A 16,799-nucleotide genomic window follows, 5' to 3' on the forward strand; every position below is an offset into this window, starting at 1 on the left:
TGGGGACTAGATCCCCTTGAAGGGTCGTTCGAGACCAGGACGTTGATAGGTCAGGTGTGTAAGCGCAGTAATGCGTTCAGCTAACTGATACTAATTGCCCGTAAGGCTTGATCCTATAACAAGTCTGTCTCGCGCTGAAAACAGCGCGTCGGACTGGTTGGATTCTCGTGTGTGATACACACAACTCAAAAATTACTGCTTCTTCCAAGATTGGTCGCGTTGCGAAGCAACGTGACAACCCTCTTTGCCTGATGACCATAGCGAGTCGGTCCCACCCCTTCCCATCCCGAACAGGACCGTGAAACGACTCTACGCCGATGATAGTGCGGATTCCCGTGTGAAAGTAGGTAATCGTCAGGCTCCCTAAGCCAAGAACCCCCGCCCGAACAGGCGGGGGTTTTTGCATTTCAGCGGCGGAAATGCACAAGGGATCAGGACCGGCGGCGGTGTCCTTTAGCCCGAGATCCCGTGGAATAAACGTTTCGACGAACTCCACACTCAATAAACGACGACCGTAAATTCGACTCCCGATTCAAAGTCCAGGGTCGTGGTCGAAAACCGCCGGTCGTTGTCCAGGTAGTGCTTGTACGGTCGAACGGCGTCCTCGGCCGTGTACATGTTGTCGGCCAGTACGACCGATCCCGGGCGCAGCAGGCGCTCTATCTGCCTGAACAGTTTCAGATAGGCGTCGGCCCATATATCGATGAACACCATGTCGAAAGTGCCGTCCAGTTCGGCGACGGTCTCGAACACGTCGCCCTCCCGCATGTCGACATGGGCATCCAGGCCCGCCGTCCTGACGTGATCGCACAAGCGCGTGAACTTGAGCGGATCGCGTTCGGTTGCGACGACCACGCCACGGCCCAACGTGCGCAGCGCCTCGGCGAAATACAGCGTGGATACGCCGCATGAACTACCGAGTTCAAGGATTCTGGCCGGTCGTTGCGAGAGCACCATGTTGCGCAAGAATCCGCCCGTTTCCGGCGACACGGCCAACGATAGCGGACTGCCTTCGGGGGAATCGAAGTCGTCGCTGGACAGCCCGAACGTTTCGAGAAACCGCCCCCGCAGACGGGGCGCGATCGCTTCGTATTCCTCGGCTAGCGACAGAAAATCCTCGTTCGATCCCTGGAACTGCGCACGGGCGCGGGCGACGATTTCGGCCCGGCTCTCTTCGTGGAGCCGCTGCAGAAGGGCGACGGTGGGTGAAGTCATGTGCGTTCCTTGACGAGATTGATCCGGTCGACGATGTATCCAACGACAGCCTTCCCCGTCAGAGTCGCTGCGCTGTCGCTCGACATCGGCGATACATGGTGTTGCTATGCCGTTCGGGCGAGCGTGATCGCGCGTTCGGGGCACGCCGTCACACACAGTCCGCATGATCGGCACGCGTACGCATTCGGCGTATAGACGACCTTCATGCCGTGCACGCGCTGCTTCAGGCGATGCATCAGGTCAAGGCTGAGGTAATCGACTTTGTCGATGCGCCGGATCTCGAACACGTTCTCGGGGCAAACCGCGACACAATCCCCTTTGCCTTCGCAGCGTTTCAGATCGACGACCGGCGCAATCACGCCCGGCTTCTGTTTGCAGTCGTCCGTTGACTCATCGGACATGTTCATTCTCCCGTGGGCCGGTTGCTGCCGGATCGCCACGCGGTCCGGAAATGCTCGCGCTCCTCCGGTGTCATGGATTCCCACTTGCGCCAGTGGCGTCGGCCGCGCCAGCCGTGATGTCCGCGGAATCCGCCGAACAGGATGCGGCTCAACACGAGCAGGCCCAGCGCATGGGCGAAGTCGATCGTACGGGCGCCGACGAATAGCGCCGGAATCACCCAGTTCCATAACATCATGACGACCCATCCGAGCACGCCTATCGCGATCAACACGAGAAGCGCCTTGCCTGCACATCTGATTCGGAAATTCATCTGTCGATTCCTCTAGGTGTTATCCAGTTCGTCATAAATGGGCTGCAGTCGGGCACGCAAATGCAGGACCGCATAGCGTTTGCGAGCGAGCAGCGTATTGAGCGTGACACCGCTTTGTGCGGCCATTTCCTTGAAGGACCGGCCCTCCAGCTCGTGTGCGATAAATACCTCACGCTGATTCGTCGGCAACTCGTCGAGCGCCTCCTGCAAGGCCTTGAGTACCGACGTGCGAGCGTAGAGCGCTTCGGGGCCGGCATCATGCGCCGGTAGCGCGAGGTCCAGGCGATACTCGCCACTTGTGTCATCGTCGACCTCGGACAGATCGGTCAGCGGCTGCTCCTTCTTTTTGCGAAAGCGGTCAACGATCCGGTTGCGTGCAGCACGGAAAAGCCACGCGCTCGCCTGCTCGATTGGCGCAGGAAGTCGATACGCCTGTACGAATTCGTAAAACACGTCCTGCAGGATGTCCTCGGCGTCGTCCGGGTCGCGAATCCGACGCCGGATGAAATTCACTAGCCTCGATCGTTCACGCATCACTGTCGCTGTGATGTCGCGGTCTGGGTCGGTCATCGTTTGCGAAGTGGGTGGCGATTCCATGTGCCTGAAGACGTTTCAGGCGCGCGAATATTGTGGCGAGAGAAAAAATCTGCTGCTGAACGCCTCCCCTCTACATACCTCAGCGTCCGCACGGTATCCGGCTTGCCGGACCAACCCGTCCGTCCCCCAATCGGCGACTCCGACGGTCCGTTGCTCACACTGGTCTGGCCAGTCAGGCCTTAAGTTCCCCCAACCGCTGTCGTTAAACAGGACGTTGCCTGTTTTTGGCGACCCCATTCCTACAACGCGGTAACGGAGATCGAAGTCATCATGTTGTCCTCGATTCGTGCACGGATACTCGCGACCTGCGTCGCCATCGTGGTAACGGCGCTGGCCGTGACAGGCGGCCTGGTCTATTACGTCGTCAAGCAACACAACGACGAGACAATCGACCAGAATCACAAGTCGATCCTCGCCGGGCACGCGCTGGCGATCAACGAATGGGTGGCCAGCAGAGGCCGGGAAACCCAGGCACTCGCAGATACGATCGCAATCGGCGAAGGGGATCCCCTGCCGGCGCTGAAGCTGCTTGGGAAGTCGGGCGGCTTCGAGGTATTGACGCTCGGCCTGCCGGACAAGACCGCGTTCTCGAACGTGCCGCTCGCCCCCGGCTACGACCCGACGGCACGCCCGTGGTACAAGCAGGCCGTCAGCGCCGGCAGCCTGGTCGTGACGGCACTCTATCGTGATGCAACGACCGGCAAGCCGGCTGTTGCGTTCGCGGTGCCCGTGGTGCGAGACGGCACGGTAAAGGGCGTGCTGGCCGCCAGCCTGTTCATGGAGAGCGTGAGCTCGATCGTGACTTCGGTGCACCCGACACCCGCGAGCTTCGCATTTCTGGTGGACAAGAGCGGGCGCGTGATTGCGTCGGCCAAGACCGACCTGATCATGAAGCCGGCGACCGGTCTTTCTCCTGCACTCGACGCCGACCACCTCGGCGCGCTGCAAAGCGCGTCCAATCCCGTCGCCGTCGACATCGACGGCGCCACCAAGCTGGTGCGGGCCCAGCCGATCGTCGGTACCGATTGGTCCCTCGTGCTCGCGCTCGACAAGGCGGACGTGACGGCCGGCATGCGCGCGGTCGCGACGACGACGCTGGCGGCGATCCTGATCGTGGCCGTGATCGCGGCCGCACTCGTCGGTGCGATGACGAACGCAGCCTTCAAGCGCATCCTGCTGGTCCGCGACGCGCTGACGGATGTGTCGACCGGCAGCGGCGACCTGACGAAACGCCTGCCTGCCGACGGCGCGGACGAAGCCGCACAGATCGCGCATGCGTTCAACCTGTTCGCCGAAAAGATCAGTACGATCCTGCTGCAGATTCGTGAGTTCAGCGAATCCGTCAACCTCGCGAGCGCCGAGATCGCGCAGGGCAACCAGGATCTGTCCGGCCGGACCGAGCATGCTGCATCGAGCTTGCAGGAAACGGCCGCCGCGCTCGAGGAAATCGCCGGCACGGCCCGCAACTCGGCCGATGCGGCGAGTCAGGTGAGCCGTCTGGCGGAATCTGCGTCGGACGTCGCGGTGCGCGGCGGCACGGTCGTCAGCGAAGTCGTCGCGACGATGAACGAGATCACGCAGGCATCGAGCGAGATCGCCAACATCGTCGGCGTGATCGACGGCATCGCGTTCCAGACCAACATTCTCGCGTTGAACGCTGCCGTCGAGGCCGCACGTGCGAACGAGCACGGCCGGGGCTTTGCGGTCGTCGCGGGCGAGGTGCGGGCGCTCGCGCAGCGCAGCGCGCAGGCCGCCAAGGAAATCAAGCAGTTGATTCACTCGTCGGTCGAGAAGATCGAGGGGGGCTCGGGACTCGTCCAGACGGCCGGTACGACGATGAACGAAATCGTCGAGGGCGTGCGCGGCATCACGAGCGTGATTGCGGAAATTACCGTCGCCGCGAAGGAGCAGAGCACGGGGATCGAGCAGGTGAATCAGGCGGTGTCGCATCTCGACAATGCGACGCAGCAGAATGCGGCGCTCGTCGAGCAGTCGGCGGCGGCCGCGACATTGCTGCGCGAGCAGGCCGCCAGGCTCGCGCAGACGGTCGGCGAGTTCAAGCTCGAGGACCGCCGCGCGATGACGTTGCAGTCGGCGTGAGAGGAGCGGTACCGGGTATGTCTGGCGGCGATGCCGACGGACGTTGCAATCAGATCGTGATCCTCAAGATCGGGAAGAACCTGCCCGGGACGACGCTCGACTCCTTTTCGCCGATTTTTTCAGCGCCGAGCGCCAGATAGAACGGAACCGCATTGGGGTCTGCTTCGATCACGAAGCTTCTGATCCCTCTCGCGGCGCTTTCCCTGCGGACCTCTTCCCATAGTGCCCGGGCGACACCGCGGCCCATGTGGTCGGGATGGACGAACAGCCATCCGGGCGTCGGGTGCTCCGATTCCGATGACGCCCTGACCCAGAACCCGATGATTGCCGCGCCTGACTCCGCAACGTATCCGATCGACCCGTCGATCGTCTCCGGCGCAATCGTGCGATCGCTCTGCCACGAGTCGAGCCAGTCCTGCGGATAGCCCCAGTGTGCCTTCGACATGCGAGCCAGTCGTGTGAGTGCGTCCGCGTCCGCGGGACGGGCCGCGCGCACGGTGAATGCCTTGTGCATCTCGTCTCCCGTGATGGCCGACACCTTCGTCGAGGGTATCGCCCGGCCCGCGTCGACTCGACGCCGGATTCGCGCTCGCCGGTTCCAGGGAACGTCGTGCTCGACGCGGCTAGGCGACCTGCGATGCATGCCCGGCGACGACGCGCCAGCCCGCGGATGATCGGCGCCAGAGCCGAGTATAGGCAAACATGCCGTCGAACGCCGTGCCGTCGAAATGACCGGCGAGTATCGCCTTCGTCGTGGTCAGGATCATTTCGCCGATCGCGTATGCGTGTAGTTCCTGCACATCGAGTCTGTCGAGGCGCAGCAGTTTCGCGCGATGCGCGGCCAGGTCGTCTTCCTTCGAGATGATCTGGCCGGTTGGGACGGTGAACACCAGATCGTCGTCCAGCAACGTATCGAGCGCTTCGACATCGTTGGCCAGCATCGCGGCTCGAAGCGCGATTTCACTGGGTTCGATCGCTGTACGGGTTGCATCCATTTCAGGGCCTCGCATCGTCTCTGAAGATTGGTGGTTCGGCTCATACCGGCGAGCAACAGCAGCAACGAACATACCGCACCGACGGATACCGTCTACCGCGCGTTCGACAGCGATTGACGCCGAACGAGCATCACCGCGCAGATGCCGATCGATGCGATGACGTTGACGGCCGGATAGAACGCGACCGCGACACTCCATGTGCTCAACGCCAGCAAGGCCAGCGCGTACTTGAGCACGCACAGCGCGAAATACGCGAGGCTCTCGCTCCACGGATCGCGGATCGTCTTGCGGACGGTCGGGCCGAGCCCGGCCAGCTCGATCAACGTGACCAGGCAGATCGAGAGCGTCGGGTCGTCGGTCAGCATCCACAGCGGAATGGCCGACAGGGCCGCGATCAGGAAAAACCAGTCGACGCGTGTCCAGCCGCGTTCGCCCCGAAAGATGCTCGCCACCAGCGTCAGGAAGCAGGTAACGGCAATGGCTGCCGTGCACCATGCGGACGGCCCCGCACCCGCGACGAACTGGCCGGCAGCCGCGATCGCCGTGACGACCGACCACACGAGCCATGTGAACAGATGCGGACGAACCGTGCGCCGGTAGATTGCGAGCGCATACGGAATCGTCGCCAGCAAAGACACGGCCGTTCCGATCACGCCAAAGATCGAAGCGGCGCCCTGATCGACACGCATCGTCGACGCACCCTCGTTCGTGCAGGCCGACCAGTATGTGGCCGGACGGGCCGGGGCGCAATGTCGTGCCGGCCTCGTGTCGCAGCGGGTGTCACGTCGCATCGCACCGGAAAGCCGATGCGATCGCACGCCGACAGACGGCACCGGGATTGCGACGTGGCAGGACCGATCCCTATACGGGAGAACTGGCGAGCCGGCTCGGCGGCGCGGACGTGTCGTGGATCGTCGGTTTGTCGCTGACGTCGCTCGTCTACTACGCGGGTTCAAGCTGTTCTCGCGGCCGCTGCAGCCCGTCGCGTGAGCGTTTCCGTGTCGGTCGGGCATTCAGTGTCGACGGCTGCTTGCCGCATCATCCGCTCGCCACCCCCGGCTCCCCCTCCGCCGCATGCACGTCCCGCCGGAACGCACCCGGGCTCGTGCCCGTCCATTTCCGGAACGCGCGATGAAACGCGCTCGGCTCGGTGAAACCGAGCTCGGCCGCGATCTCCGCGACGCTGAGCGCATTGCCGCGCAGCAGCGACTGGGCCTGCGCGCCGCGCAGCTCGTCCTTGATTGCCGCGAAGCTTTGCCCTTCGCTGCGCAGCCGCCGCCGCAGCGTCGCGGGCGTCGTGCCGAGGCGCACGGCCAGCGTATCGAAGTCGGGCCACTCCGCGGCCGGTAGCGTTTTCAGCTGCGCGCGTGTCCTCGCGACCCAGCCCGTGTCGTGCCGGTAGCGGACGAGCAGGTTGCCGGGCGCGCCGCGCAGGAAGGTCTTCAGCGCCTGCTCGGAGCGGATCGTCGGCAGCGCGAGGTATGCGGCATTGAATGCGAGCCGGCTGTCGGGCCGGTCGAAATGCACGGGCACGCCGAAGAACTGGTGATAGTCGCTGCGCTGGTCGGGGCTCGGGCATGCGAAGTCGATGCGCTGCAGCGGAATGCGCCGGCCGATCAGCCAGCACGCGACGCCAAGCAGGATCAGCCAGAACGTCCGGTACGCGAACGCCGGGTACGGCGCGCCCGTTTGCGTCAGCACGATCTGCGCCTGCCCGTCGGCCACGATGAGCTCGCCGTGAGGCTCGTCCAGGACCACCCGCAGGAACTGCAGCGCGCGCCGCAGCGCCTTGTCGAGCGTGCCGGCGTGCAGCACCGCATGGCACAGCAGCGTGAAGCTGCCGCGCCGCATCGGGCGTGCGGCGAGGCCGAAGAACTCGTCGTCGAGCGCACCGGCGATCGCGAGCCACAGCCGGCCGTACTGCTGCGGCGTGACGGGCTCGCGCACGACGGCCGGCAGGCCGGCGGCGCGCAGCACGGGCTCCGTCGGAAGGCCTTGCCGGCGCAGGCACGCCAGCGCGTCGTCGACGAAATCCGGCGAAATCATCTGCGGCCCCATTTTCCTGCATCCTCCCGACATGGCAAAAGCGATCACGATTCTAGATTCTGTTTGTCATTGATTGCAATGTGCCGGCTGTCTACTATCGATGTATCCCCCGTCGCGCCCCTGGCTCGCCGGCGGCCATAACGCACAGGAGACACGCATGTCTGATGGAGCTACCGCCCGTGCGGTGCCGGCCTACGCCGACGCCGTGGCCCGGTTCAGTATCGAGACCGCCGCGAAGCAACTGCACGGCGACCTGGAGCGCGGCCTGAACGCGTGCGTGGAATGCTGCGACCGGCACGCATCGGCGGATGCGGTCGCGCTCGACTGGATCGACGCCGGCGGCCAGCGCCACCGCTACACGTTTGCTCAGATGAAGGCGCTGTCGGCACGCGTCGCGAACCTGCTGGTCGCGCAGGGCGTGAAGCCGGGCGACGTGGTGGCGGGCCTGTTGCCGCGTACGCCCGAACTCGTCGCGACGATCCTCGGCACGTGGCGCGCGGGCGCCGTCTACCAGCCGCTGTTCACCGCATTCGGCCCGAAGGCGATCGAGCACCGGCTGCGCATGAGCGACGCGCGCCTGGTCGTGACCAACGTCGCGAATCGCGCGAAGCTCGACGAGATCGCCGGTTGCCCGCCCGTTGCGACGGTGCGCGAGCCGGGCGAGACGCTGCCGGAAAACGACATCGATTTCCGCGCGGCGCTCGATGCGCAGCCCGATTCGTTCGAGCCGGTGCTGCGCAAGGGCACGGACCTGTTCATGATGATGTCGACGTCGGGCACGACAGGCTTGCCGAAGGGCGTGCCGGTGCCGCTGCGCGCGCTGCTCGCGTTCGGTGCGTACATGCGTGAAGCGGTGGACCTGCGTGCCGACGACCGCTTCTGGAACATCGCCGATCCGGGCTGGGCGTACGGCCTCTATTACGCGATCACGGGCCCGCTGCTGCTCGGCCACGCGACGACGCTGTACGAAGGCGGTTTCACGGTCGACAGCACGTATGACGTGATCGAACGGCTCGGGATCACGAGCCTCGCCGGCTCGCCGACGGCCTACCGGATGCTGATGGCGGCCGGGACGGAAGCGGCGGCGCGGCTGAAGGGCAAGCTGCGCGTGGTCAGCAGCGCGGGCGAACCGCTGAATCCGGAGGTCGTGCGCTGGTTTGACGCGGCGCTCGGCGCGCCGATCTACGATCACTACGGCCAGACCGAACTCGGGATGGTCGTGAACAACCACCACGGCCTCGCGCATGCGGTCCACGCCGGTTCCGCCGGCTTCGCGATGCCCGGCTACCGCGTCGCGGTGCTCGACGACGCGAGCCGCGAGCTCGGCCCGGGCGAGCCGGGCAATCTCGCGATCGACATCGCTCGCTCGCCGCTGCTGTGGTTCCACGGCTACTGGCAGCAGGCCACGCCGGCGATCTCGGGCGGCTATTACCGGACCGGCGACAACGTCGAGCTGGAGCCGGACGGCACCGTGAGCTTCATCGGCCGCGCGGACGACGTGATCACGTCGTCCGGCTACCGGATCGGCCCGTTCGACGTGGAAAGCGCGCTGATCGAGCATCCGGCCGTGAGCGAGGCCGCCGTCATCGGCGTGCCCGACGCGGAGCGCACGGAGATCGTCAAGGCGTTCGTCGTGCTGTCGAAAAACTACGACGGCACGCCGGCGCTGGCCGAGGAACTGAGCCTGCACGTGAAGCGGCGGCTGTCCGCTCACGCCTATCCGCGCGCGATCGATTTCGTCGACGCGCTGCCGAAAACCCCGAGCGGCAAGATCCAGCGCTTCGTATTGCGCAAGATGGAAGCCGAGAAAACCGCTCAACCCTGAATACACACTGTACGGACTGCGAATGGATATCAAGGATCGCGTTTTTCTGATTACGGGCGCCGGTTCCGGCCTCGGCGCCGCGGTGGCGCGCATGGTGGTCGCGGAAGGCGGCAAGGCCGTGCTGCTGGACGTCAACGACGAAGCAGGCGCGGGCCTCGCGCACGAGCTTGGCACGGCTGCGCGCTTCGTGAAGACCGACGTGACGAGCGAAGCCGACGGCCACGCAGCCGTCGCAGCCGCGCGTGACGCGTTCGGCCGCATCGACGCGCTCGTCAACTGCGCGGGCGTCGCGCCGGGCGAGAAGGTGGTGGGCCGCGACGGCCCCCACTCGCTCGACCGCTTCGCGCGCGCGGTGTCGATCAATCTGGTCGGCACGTTCAACATGATCCGGCTGGCCGCCGAAGCGATGTCGAAGCAGGAGCCCAATGCGGAAGGGGAGCGCGGCGTGATCGTCAACACCGCGTCGGTCGCGGCGTTCGACGGGCAGATCGGGCAGGCCGCGTATGCGGCATCGAAGAGCGGCGTGGTGGGCATGACGCTGCCGATCGCGCGCGAGCTCGCGCGGTTCGGCATTCGCGTGGTGACGGTCGCGCCGGGCATCTTCGCGACGCCGATGATGGCCGGCATGCCGCAGGACGTGCAGGACGCGCTTGGCAAGAGCGTGCCGTTCCCGCCGCGGCTCGGCCGCCCGGAAGAATTTGCGGCGCTGGTGCGCCACATCGCCGAGAACACGATGCTGAACGGCGAAGTCATCCGTCTCGATGGCGCGTTGCGCATGGCACCGCGCTGACACTGGAGGAAGCGAATCATGACGACTCAGGATCCGATCGTAATCGTTGGTATGGCGCGTACGCCGATGGGTGGTTTTCAGGGCGACCTGGCGGCCGCCAGCGCGAGCGATCTCGGTGCGGTAGCGATTCGCGCGGCGCTCGAGCGCGCGAACGTGCCGGCCGAGCGCATCGATGAAATCGTGTTCGGCTGCGTGCTGCCGGCGGGCCAGGGCCAGGCGCCGGCGCGGCAGGCCGCGCTGAAGGCCGGGCTGCCGCTCGCGGCCGGTGCGACCACGATCAACAAGATGTGCGGCTCGGGGATGAAGGCCGCGATGTTCGCGCACGACCTGCTGCTGGCGGGCTCGGCAGGCGTGGCCGTCGCGGGCGGCATGGAGAGCATGACGAATGCGCCGTACCTGCTGCCGAAGGCGCGCGCGGGGATGCGCATGGGTCACGGGCAGGTGCTCGATCACATGTTCCTCGACGGGCTCGAGGACGCGTACGAGAAGGGCCGCCTGATGGGCACGTTCGCCGAGGATTGCGCGCAGGCGTACCAGTTCACGCGCGAGGCGCAGGATGCGTTCGCGATCGCATCGCTGACGCGCGCGCAACGGGCGATCGCAGACGGCCATTTCGTGTCGGAGATCGCGCCGGTGACCGTGAAGGCCGGCAAGGCCGAAACGGTCGTGTCGATCGACGAGCAGCCGGGCAAGGCGAAGCTCGACAAGATCCCGACGCTGAAGCCTGCGTTCCGCGACGGCGGCACAGTGACGGCCGCGAATGCGTCGTCGATCTCGGACGGCGCGGCCGCGCTCGTGATGATGCGCCGCTCGGAAGCCGAGCGCCTGGGCCTCACGCCGAAGGCCGTGATCGTCGGGCATTCGACCTACGCGGACAAGCCGGGCCTGTTCGCGACCGCGCCGATCGGCGCGCTGCGCAAGCTGTCAGAGAAGACCGGCTGGAACCTGCGCGACGTCGACTTGTTCGAAATCAACGAAGCATTCGCGGTGGTGCCGATGGCCGCGATGCGCGATCTCGACCTGCCGCACGAGAAGGTCAACGTGCACGGCGGCGCGTGTGCGCTCGGGCACCCGATCGGTGCATCGGGTGCGCGCGTGATGGTGACGCTGCTGGCCGCGCTCGAAACGTACGGGATGAAGCGCGGTGTCGCGTCGCTGTGCATCGGCGGCGGCGAGGCGACGGCGATCGCGATCGAGCGCGTCGCCTGACGCACAACGTGTAACGCATCGCATGCTGCGACGCGTACGACGGGTATCGCACGGGAATCACCGGTGCGATACCCGTCGTTCTTTTGGCGGATCGTGTTGTCGCGCTACGCCTTCGCCTCCGGCGACACCGCCCCGCACGCACGAATCACGAGCTGCACGACCTGTTCGGTCTTCTCGTCGAACGCCTTCTGCGTGAACGTGCGCTTGCCGCTCAGCGCGCGGATCTGTGCATCGAAATCCGCGTAGTGCTGCGTGGTGGCCCAGATCAGGTACATCAGCGCATGCGCGTCGATCGGCGCAAGCAGCCCGCGCGCGATCCAGCTGTCGATGACCTTCACGCGCGTATCGAACCACGGCTTCACGCGTTCCGACAGGATGTCCTGCATGTGCTCCGCACCGTGGATGATCTCGTTGGCCCAGACCTTCGAGCCGAGCGGGCGCCGCCGCGACAGCGCCATCTTCGCGCGCACGTACGCACCGATCGCTTCGACGGGATCGTCGTCGGCCTCGAACGATCCGGCCGCGCGATGCCAGTCCTCGAACAGGTCGTCGAGCACGCGGCGGTACAACGCAAGCTTCGTCGGGAAGTAGTAATGCAGGTTGGCTTTCGGCAGGCCGGCGCGCTCCGCGATCATCGCGGTGCTCGCGCCGTCGAGCCCGCGCTCCGCGAACACGGCTTCCGCACAGGCGAGCAGATGCGCTTCGTTGGACTCGCGGATGTGCGCCTTGCGTCGCCGCAAAGGCGCCGGCGTTTCGTCGCTGTCGGTGGCTTCGGTTGTCGCCTCGTCATGTCTCATCGTTGCCCTCGCGCGGCGGGCGTGCCGCGTTGGGCTTCATTCTAGCCGCTGATTCGCATCGAACGCACGCGTACCGATCTCGCGCATTCATCGCCATGCTGCGTTGCGATGGCACGTTTCTCGCTCCATTCATTCACGCAAGAAAGAGATTGATTTGGTCATTTTGATCGTCTAAAACCTGTCCAATCGGACAGGATTCGACGAGCGGCGAAAACCTATCGGCCCGATTCGTCGGACGATTTTCGCGAAGACCGGGGCATGCACCGCGCTTGGGCGGCGTTGCCCCGAAACAGGCATGACGCGCACCGGCACAGACCGGGCTGACGACATCACCGACCCCACAGGAGCGATACGAATGAACGCGGTATCGGAAACAGTGAAGCGGGCAGCTTTCGACACGTCGATCAAGGTCGACGGCAAGCGGTTGTGGGACAGCCTGATGGAAGTCGCGAAGATCGGCGCGACCCCGAAGGGCGGCGTGTGCCGTCTCGCGCTGACCGATCTCGACAAGGCCGGCCGCGACCTGATCGTCGGCTGGGCGAAGGCCGCCGGCTGCACGGTGACGGTCGATACGATGGGCAACGTGTTCATGCGTCGCGCGGGCCGCGTGGCCGATGCGGCGCCGGTCGTCACGGGCTCGCACGCGGATTCGCAGCCGACGGGCGGCCGCTTCGACGGCATCTACGGCGTGCTCGGCGGCCTCGAGGTGATTCGCAGTCTCAACGATCACGGCATCGAGACCGAGCATCCGGTCGAGGTCGTGATCTGGACCAATGAGGAGGGCTCGCGCTTCGCGCCGGCGATGGTTGCGTCGGGCGTGTTCGCGGGCGTGTTCCCGCTCGAATACGGGCTGTCGCGCAAGGATGTGGACGGCAAGACGATCGGCGAGGAGCTGGCGCGCATCGGCTACGCGGGCGACGTGCCGTGCGGCGGCCGCAAGCTGCACGCGGCGTTCGAACTGCATATCGAGCAGGGGCCGATTCTCGAGGCGGAGTGCAAGACGATCGGCGTCGTGACCGACGCGCAGGGGCAGCGCTGGTACGAGATCACGTTCACCGGCCAGGAAGCGCACGCGGGGCCGACGCCGATGCCGCGGCGGCGCGACGCACTGCTCGGCGCGTCGCGCGTGGTCGATCTCGTCAACCGGATCGGCCTCGATCATGCGCCGTTCGGCTGCGCGACGGTCGGCATGATGCAGGTCTACCCGAACTCGCGCAACGTGATTCCGGGCCGCGTGTTCTTCACCGTCGATTTCCGTCATCCGGACGACACGGTACTCGCGAAGATGGATGCTGCATTGCGCGAAGGCGTGGCGCGCATCGCGGGCGACATCGGGCTCGAGACCGAACTCGAGCAGATTTTCTATTACAAGCCGGTGGCGTTCGACGCTGCCTGCGTGGAAGCCGTGCGCAGTGCGGCCGACCGCTTCGGCTTTTCGCATCGCGACATCGTGTCGGGTGCCGGCCACGACGCGTGCTACCTCGCGCAGGTCGCACCGACGTCGATGGTGTTCGTGCCGTGTGTCGACGGCATCAGCCACAACGAGATCGAGGACGCGACGCCCGCCTGGATCGAGGCCGGCGCGAACGTGCTGCTGCACGCGATGCTGTCGCGCGCATGCGAGCCGGCGTCATGACGCCACGACCGTAGCAGCCGGCGGGCTGATCAACGCCTGACAGCCTGACCGCAGCATTCCTAACAACGACCGCCCCGACTGTGCATTCGCAGCCGGCGGGGACGGCTTTGTCTCCACCCAGTCGAAGGAACGCGTATGACCACCAAGCCAACCGGCGATATCGCCGCGCAACGCCTGTCGTCCACGCAACTCTCGTGCGAATTCGCCGACATCGCGCCGCTGCTCGATCCGACGGCCGCGGCGGCCGCCGCGAGCCGCTGCCACTACTGTTACGACGCGCCGTGCGTGCAGGCCTGCCCGACGCAGATCGACATCCCGAGCTTCATCCGCAAGATCGGCAACGGCAACCTGAAGGGTGCCGCAACCGACATCCTGTCGGCGAATCCGCTCGGCGGGATGTGCGCCCGCGTGTGTCCGACCGAGATCCTGTGCGAAGGCGCATGCGTGCGCAACCATCAGGACGCGCAGCCCGTCGCGATCGGCGCACTGCAGCGGCATGCAACCGACTGGGCAATGGAGACCGGCGCGGTGCGCTTTACGCGCGCGCCCGACACGGGACGCCATGTCGCGGTGGTCGGCGCGGGGCCGGCCGGGCTCGCATGCGCGCACCGGCTCGCGCTCGCCGGGCATCGCGTCACGCTGTTCGACGCGCGCCCGAAGGCCGGCGGCCTCAACGAATACGGGATCGCCGCGTACAAGACCGTCGACGATTTCGCGCAGCGTGAAGTCGAGTGGCTGTTGTCGGTGGGCGGCATCACGTTGAAAACCGGCGTCGCGCTGGGCCGCGACATCACGCTCGACGCGCTGCGCGAGCAGCACGACGCGGTGTTTCTCGCGATGGGGCTCGGCGGTGTGCGTGCGCTCGCGATCGACGGCGAGCAACTGAACGGCGTGATGAACGCGGTCGACTTCATCGAACAGGTGCGGCAGGCCGACGCGCTCGGGAACGTGCCGGTCGGGCGGCGCGTGGTCGTGATCGGCGGCGGCAATACGGCTATCGATGCGGCGGTGCAGAGCCGCAAGCTCGGCGCCGAGCGCGTGACGATGGTGTACCGGCGCGGTGTGGATGCGATGAGCGCGACGTGGGCGGAGCGCGAGTTCGCGCAGAAGAACGGCGTCATGCTCGTCACGCATGCGAAGCCGGTGCGCATGGCGGGTGAGAACGGGCAGGTGACGGGTGTCGAGTTCGAGGCGGCATCGGGTGAGCGTTTCACCGTCGATGCGGACATGGTGCTGAAGGCGATCGGCCAGACGCTGGTGGCGGACGCCATCGGCGCCGCGCTGCTGACGGCGGACGGCGCCCGCATCGCGGTGGACGCCGACGGGCGTACCGCATGGCCCGACGTGTGGGCCGGCGGCGACTGCGCGGCGACGGGCGGCGTCGACCTCACGGTGCAGGCCGTGCAGGACGGCAAGCGCGCGGCCGCGTCGATCGACACGACGCTTGCGCAGCGCGACGCGAAGGCCGCGTGACCGCGCGACGCACGTCACACACCACGAGCACAACGAACACGACCCCACTCTCACGGAGCCGACCATGGCCGACCTTCGCTGCACCATCGCGGGCATCACTTCGCCGAACCCTTTCTGGCTGGCGTCCGCGCCGCCGACCGACAAGGCTTACAACGTGAACCGCGCGTTCGAGGCGGGCTGGGGCGGGGTCGTCTGGAAGACGCTCGGGCTCGATCCGCACGTCGTCAACGTCAGTTCGCGCTACGGCGCGGTGCAGTGGAACGGCCAGCGCATCGCGGGGCTGAACAACATCGAGCTGATCACCGACCGTCCGCTCGACGTGAACCTGAGAGAGATCGCGCAGGTGAAGCGCGACTGGCCGGACCGCGCGCTGATCGTGTCGCTGATGGTGCCGTGCAACGAGCGCGACTGGAAATGGATCCTGCCGCTCGTCGAGGATACGGGCGCCGACGCGGTCGAGCTGAACTTCGGTTGTCCGCACGGGATGAGCGAGCGCGGGATGGGCGCCGCGGTCGGGCAGGTCCCCGAATATGTGGAGATGGTCACGCGCTGGGTGAAGGAAGGCACGAAGCTGCCGTGCCTCGTGAAGCTGACGCCGAACATCAGCGACATCCGGATGGGGTCGCGCGCCGCTTACAAGGGCGGCGCGGACGGCGTGTCGCTGATCAACACGATCAACTCGATCGTCGCGGTCGATCTCGACCACATGGCGCCGATGCCGATGGTCGACGGCAAGGGCACGCACGGCGGCTATTGCGGCCCGGCGGTCAAGCCGATCGCTTTGAACATGGTCGCGGAGATCGCGCGTGACCCGGAAACGCCGAACCTGCCGATCTCGGGCATCGGCGGCATCTCGTCATGGCGCGACGCGGCGGAGTTCATGGTGCTCGGCGCCGGCAGCGTGCAGGTGTGCACCGCCGCGATGCATTACGGATTCCGGATCGTGTCGGACCTGGCCGACGGATTGTCGAACTGGATGGACGAGAAGGGCTACGCAACGCTCGACGACATCCGCGGCCGCGCGGTGCCGAACGTGACCGACTGGAAATACCTGAACCTGAAATACGACATCAAGGCGCGTATCGACCAGGACCGCTGCATCCAGTGCGGGTTGTGCCATATCGCGTGCGAGGACACGTCGCACCAGGCGATCACGGCGACGAAGGACGGCGTGCGGCATTTCGAAGTGGTCGATTCGGAGTGCGTCGGGTGCAATCTTTGCATGCATGTGTGTCCGGTCGAGCAATGCATCACGATGGAGCGTGTCGATTCGGGCGACTACGCGAACTGGACCACGCATCCGAACAATCCGGCGAGCGCGGAGGCGGGGGCGAGTGCAGGCGCGGCGGCACCCGAGAAGCACGCGAAGAAGGCTGCTTGACGGCGTCCGGCGATGCGGGTCAT

General features: G+C 66.0%; 16 protein-coding genes and 2 rRNA genes. 9 read left to right on the forward strand and 9 right to left on the reverse strand.

What is annotated here, in order from left to right; genetic code table 11:
* Together C5O79_RS13535 and rrf are read left to right on the forward strand one after the other, a co-directional pair.
* Positions 1–115, forward strand: a 23S ribosomal RNA gene (locus C5O79_RS13535); the annotation flags it as partial.
* 132 nt (positions 116–247) lie between these two features.
* Positions 248–360, forward strand: a 5S ribosomal RNA gene (gene rrf / locus C5O79_RS13540).
* Between the two features lie 138 nt (positions 361–498).
* On the opposite strand, the gene C5O79_RS13545 is transcribed toward rrf, so the two are convergent.
* The 4 genes from C5O79_RS13545 to C5O79_RS13560 form a co-directional block, all read right to left on the reverse strand.
* Positions 499–1,215, reverse strand: coding sequence for a class I SAM-dependent methyltransferase (locus C5O79_RS13545; RefSeq protein WP_122478437.1), 717 nt, complete (start codon positions 1,213–1,215; stop codon positions 499–501).
* A gap of 104 nt (positions 1,216–1,319) precedes the next feature.
* Positions 1,320–1,616, reverse strand: a complete 297-nt coding sequence (locus tag C5O79_RS13550) for a 4Fe-4S dicluster domain-containing protein (protein WP_122479049.1) — start codon at positions 1,614–1,616, stop codon at positions 1,320–1,322.
* Positions 1,617–1,618: 2 nt separating this feature from the next.
* Positions 1,619–1,927, reverse strand: coding sequence for a hypothetical protein (locus C5O79_RS13555; RefSeq protein ID WP_039343153.1), 309 nt, complete (start codon positions 1,925–1,927; stop codon positions 1,619–1,621).
* A 12-nt stretch (positions 1,928–1,939) separates the two neighbouring features.
* Positions 1,940–2,524 (reverse strand): sigma-70 family RNA polymerase sigma factor, encoded by a 585-nt coding sequence (locus C5O79_RS13560; protein WP_081421319.1) that lies wholly within the window; start codon positions 2,522–2,524, stop codon positions 1,940–1,942.
* Positions 2,525–2,794: 270 nt separating this feature from the next.
* On the opposite strand from C5O79_RS13560, the gene C5O79_RS13565 reads away from it, so the two are divergent.
* On the forward strand, positions 2,795–4,624 hold the full coding sequence (locus tag C5O79_RS13565; RefSeq protein ID WP_122478439.1) for a methyl-accepting chemotaxis protein: 1,830 nt from the start codon (positions 2,795–2,797) through the stop codon (positions 4,622–4,624).
* 49 nt (positions 4,625–4,673) lie between these two features.
* Here the strand turns inward: C5O79_RS13565 and C5O79_RS13570 are convergent, their stop codons facing one another.
* From C5O79_RS13570 to C5O79_RS13590, 4 genes are all read right to left on the reverse strand, one after another.
* The gene (locus tag C5O79_RS13570; protein WP_122479052.1) at positions 4,674–5,138 is read right to left on the reverse strand and encodes a GNAT family N-acetyltransferase; all 465 of its coding nucleotides are present in this window, start codon (positions 5,136–5,138) and stop codon (positions 4,674–4,676) included.
* A 109-nt stretch (positions 5,139–5,247) separates the two neighbouring features.
* Positions 5,248–5,619 carry a nuclear transport factor 2 family protein gene (locus C5O79_RS13575; protein ID WP_124472665.1) on the reverse strand — a complete coding sequence of 124 codons (372 nt, stop codon included), beginning with the start codon at positions 5,617–5,619 and terminating at the stop codon, positions 5,248–5,250.
* Positions 5,620–5,711: 92 nt separating this feature from the next.
* The gene (locus tag C5O79_RS13580) at positions 5,712–6,308 is read right to left on the reverse strand and encodes a hypothetical protein (RefSeq protein ID WP_046547401.1); all 597 of its coding nucleotides are present in this window, start codon (positions 6,306–6,308) and stop codon (positions 5,712–5,714) included.
* A gap of 349 nt (positions 6,309–6,657) precedes the next feature.
* Entirely contained in the window at positions 6,658–7,677 is a 1,020-nt protein-coding gene (locus tag C5O79_RS13590) for an AraC family transcriptional regulator (protein WP_046547259.1), read from the reverse strand.
* Positions 7,678–7,822: 145 nt separating this feature from the next.
* Between C5O79_RS13590 and C5O79_RS13600 the strand changes: the two genes are divergently transcribed.
* From C5O79_RS13600 to C5O79_RS13610, 3 genes are read left to right on the forward strand one after another with little or no spacing between them, the layout of a single operon-like run.
* On the forward strand, positions 7,823–9,490 hold the full coding sequence (locus C5O79_RS13600; protein ID WP_122478445.1) for an acyl-CoA synthetase: 1,668 nt from the start codon (positions 7,823–7,825) through the stop codon (positions 9,488–9,490).
* Between the two features lie 22 nt (positions 9,491–9,512).
* Positions 9,513–10,280 carry a 3-hydroxyacyl-CoA dehydrogenase gene (locus tag C5O79_RS13605; protein WP_122478447.1) on the forward strand — a complete coding sequence of 256 codons (768 nt, stop codon included), beginning with the start codon at positions 9,513–9,515 and terminating at the stop codon, positions 10,278–10,280.
* Between the two features lie 18 nt (positions 10,281–10,298).
* Complete coding sequence (locus C5O79_RS13610) at positions 10,299–11,489, forward strand: acetyl-CoA C-acetyltransferase (protein ID WP_122478449.1); 1,191 nt, start codon at positions 10,299–10,301, stop codon at positions 11,487–11,489.
* A gap of 104 nt (positions 11,490–11,593) precedes the next feature.
* Here the strand turns inward: C5O79_RS13610 and C5O79_RS13615 are convergent, their stop codons facing one another.
* Positions 11,594–12,286 carry a TetR/AcrR family transcriptional regulator gene (locus tag C5O79_RS13615; RefSeq protein WP_105815509.1) on the reverse strand — a complete coding sequence of 231 codons (693 nt, stop codon included), beginning with the start codon at positions 12,284–12,286 and terminating at the stop codon, positions 11,594–11,596.
* A gap of 355 nt (positions 12,287–12,641) precedes the next feature.
* On the opposite strand from C5O79_RS13615, the gene C5O79_RS13620 reads away from it, so the two are divergent.
* The 3 genes from C5O79_RS13620 (at position 12,642) to preA (ending at position 16,776) form a co-directional block, all read left to right on the forward strand.
* Entirely contained in the window at positions 12,642–13,922 is a 1,281-nt protein-coding gene (locus C5O79_RS13620; RefSeq protein ID WP_122478451.1) for a Zn-dependent hydrolase, read from the forward strand.
* Between the two features lie 135 nt (positions 13,923–14,057).
* The gene (locus C5O79_RS13625; RefSeq protein WP_122478453.1) at positions 14,058–15,395 is read left to right on the forward strand and encodes an NAD(P)-dependent oxidoreductase; all 1,338 of its coding nucleotides are present in this window, start codon (positions 14,058–14,060) and stop codon (positions 15,393–15,395) included.
* Positions 15,396–15,459: 64 nt separating this feature from the next.
* Positions 15,460–16,776, forward strand: a complete 1,317-nt coding sequence (preA, locus tag C5O79_RS13630; RefSeq protein WP_011349350.1) for an NAD-dependent dihydropyrimidine dehydrogenase subunit PreA — start codon at positions 15,460–15,462, stop codon at positions 16,774–16,776.
* The last annotated feature ends 23 nt before the right edge of the window (positions 16,777–16,799 follow it).

Origin of the sequence: Burkholderia sp. SRS-25, assembly GCF_004343765.1 — a bacterium.
Taxonomy (GTDB): domain Bacteria; phylum Pseudomonadota; class Gammaproteobacteria; order Burkholderiales; family Burkholderiaceae; genus Burkholderia; species Burkholderia contaminans.

Coding starts and splice junctions, on each gene's coding strand:
- C5O79_RS13545 (WP_122478437.1), bottom strand. CDS start 1,215: ATGACTTCACCCACCGTCGCCCTTCTGCAGCGGCTCCACGAAGAGAGC.
- C5O79_RS13550 (WP_122479049.1), bottom strand. CDS start 1,616: ATGTCCGATGAGTCAACGGACGACTGCAAACAGAAGCCGGGCGTGATT.
- C5O79_RS13555 (WP_039343153.1), bottom strand. CDS start 1,927: ATGAATTTCCGAATCAGATGTGCAGGCAAGGCGCTTCTCGTGTTGATC.
- C5O79_RS13560 (WP_081421319.1), bottom strand. CDS start 2,524: ATGGAATCGCCACCCACTTCGCAAACGATGACCGACCCAGACCGCGAC.
- C5O79_RS13565 (WP_122478439.1), top strand. CDS start 2,795: ATGTTGTCCTCGATTCGTGCACGGATACTCGCGACCTGCGTCGCCATC.
- C5O79_RS13570 (WP_122479052.1), bottom strand. CDS start 5,138: ATGCACAAGGCATTCACCGTGCGCGCGGCCCGTCCCGCGGACGCGGAC.
- C5O79_RS13575 (WP_124472665.1), bottom strand. CDS start 5,619: ATGGATGCAACCCGTACAGCGATCGAACCCAGTGAAATCGCGCTTCGA.
- C5O79_RS13580 (WP_046547401.1), bottom strand. CDS start 6,308: ATGCGTGTCGATCAGGGCGCCGCTTCGATCTTTGGCGTGATCGGAACG.
- C5O79_RS13590 (WP_046547259.1), bottom strand. CDS start 7,677: ATGGGGCCGCAGATGATTTCGCCGGATTTCGTCGACGACGCGCTGGCG.
- C5O79_RS13600 (WP_122478445.1), top strand. CDS start 7,823: ATGTCTGATGGAGCTACCGCCCGTGCGGTGCCGGCCTACGCCGACGCC.
- C5O79_RS13605 (WP_122478447.1), top strand. CDS start 9,513: ATGGATATCAAGGATCGCGTTTTTCTGATTACGGGCGCCGGTTCCGGC.
- C5O79_RS13610 (WP_122478449.1), top strand. CDS start 10,299: ATGACGACTCAGGATCCGATCGTAATCGTTGGTATGGCGCGTACGCCG.
- C5O79_RS13615 (WP_105815509.1), bottom strand. CDS start 12,286: ATGAGACATGACGAGGCGACAACCGAAGCCACCGACAGCGACGAAACG.
- C5O79_RS13620 (WP_122478451.1), top strand. CDS start 12,642: ATGAACGCGGTATCGGAAACAGTGAAGCGGGCAGCTTTCGACACGTCG.
- C5O79_RS13625 (WP_122478453.1), top strand. CDS start 14,058: ATGACCACCAAGCCAACCGGCGATATCGCCGCGCAACGCCTGTCGTCC.
- preA (WP_011349350.1), top strand. CDS start 15,460: ATGGCCGACCTTCGCTGCACCATCGCGGGCATCACTTCGCCGAACCCT.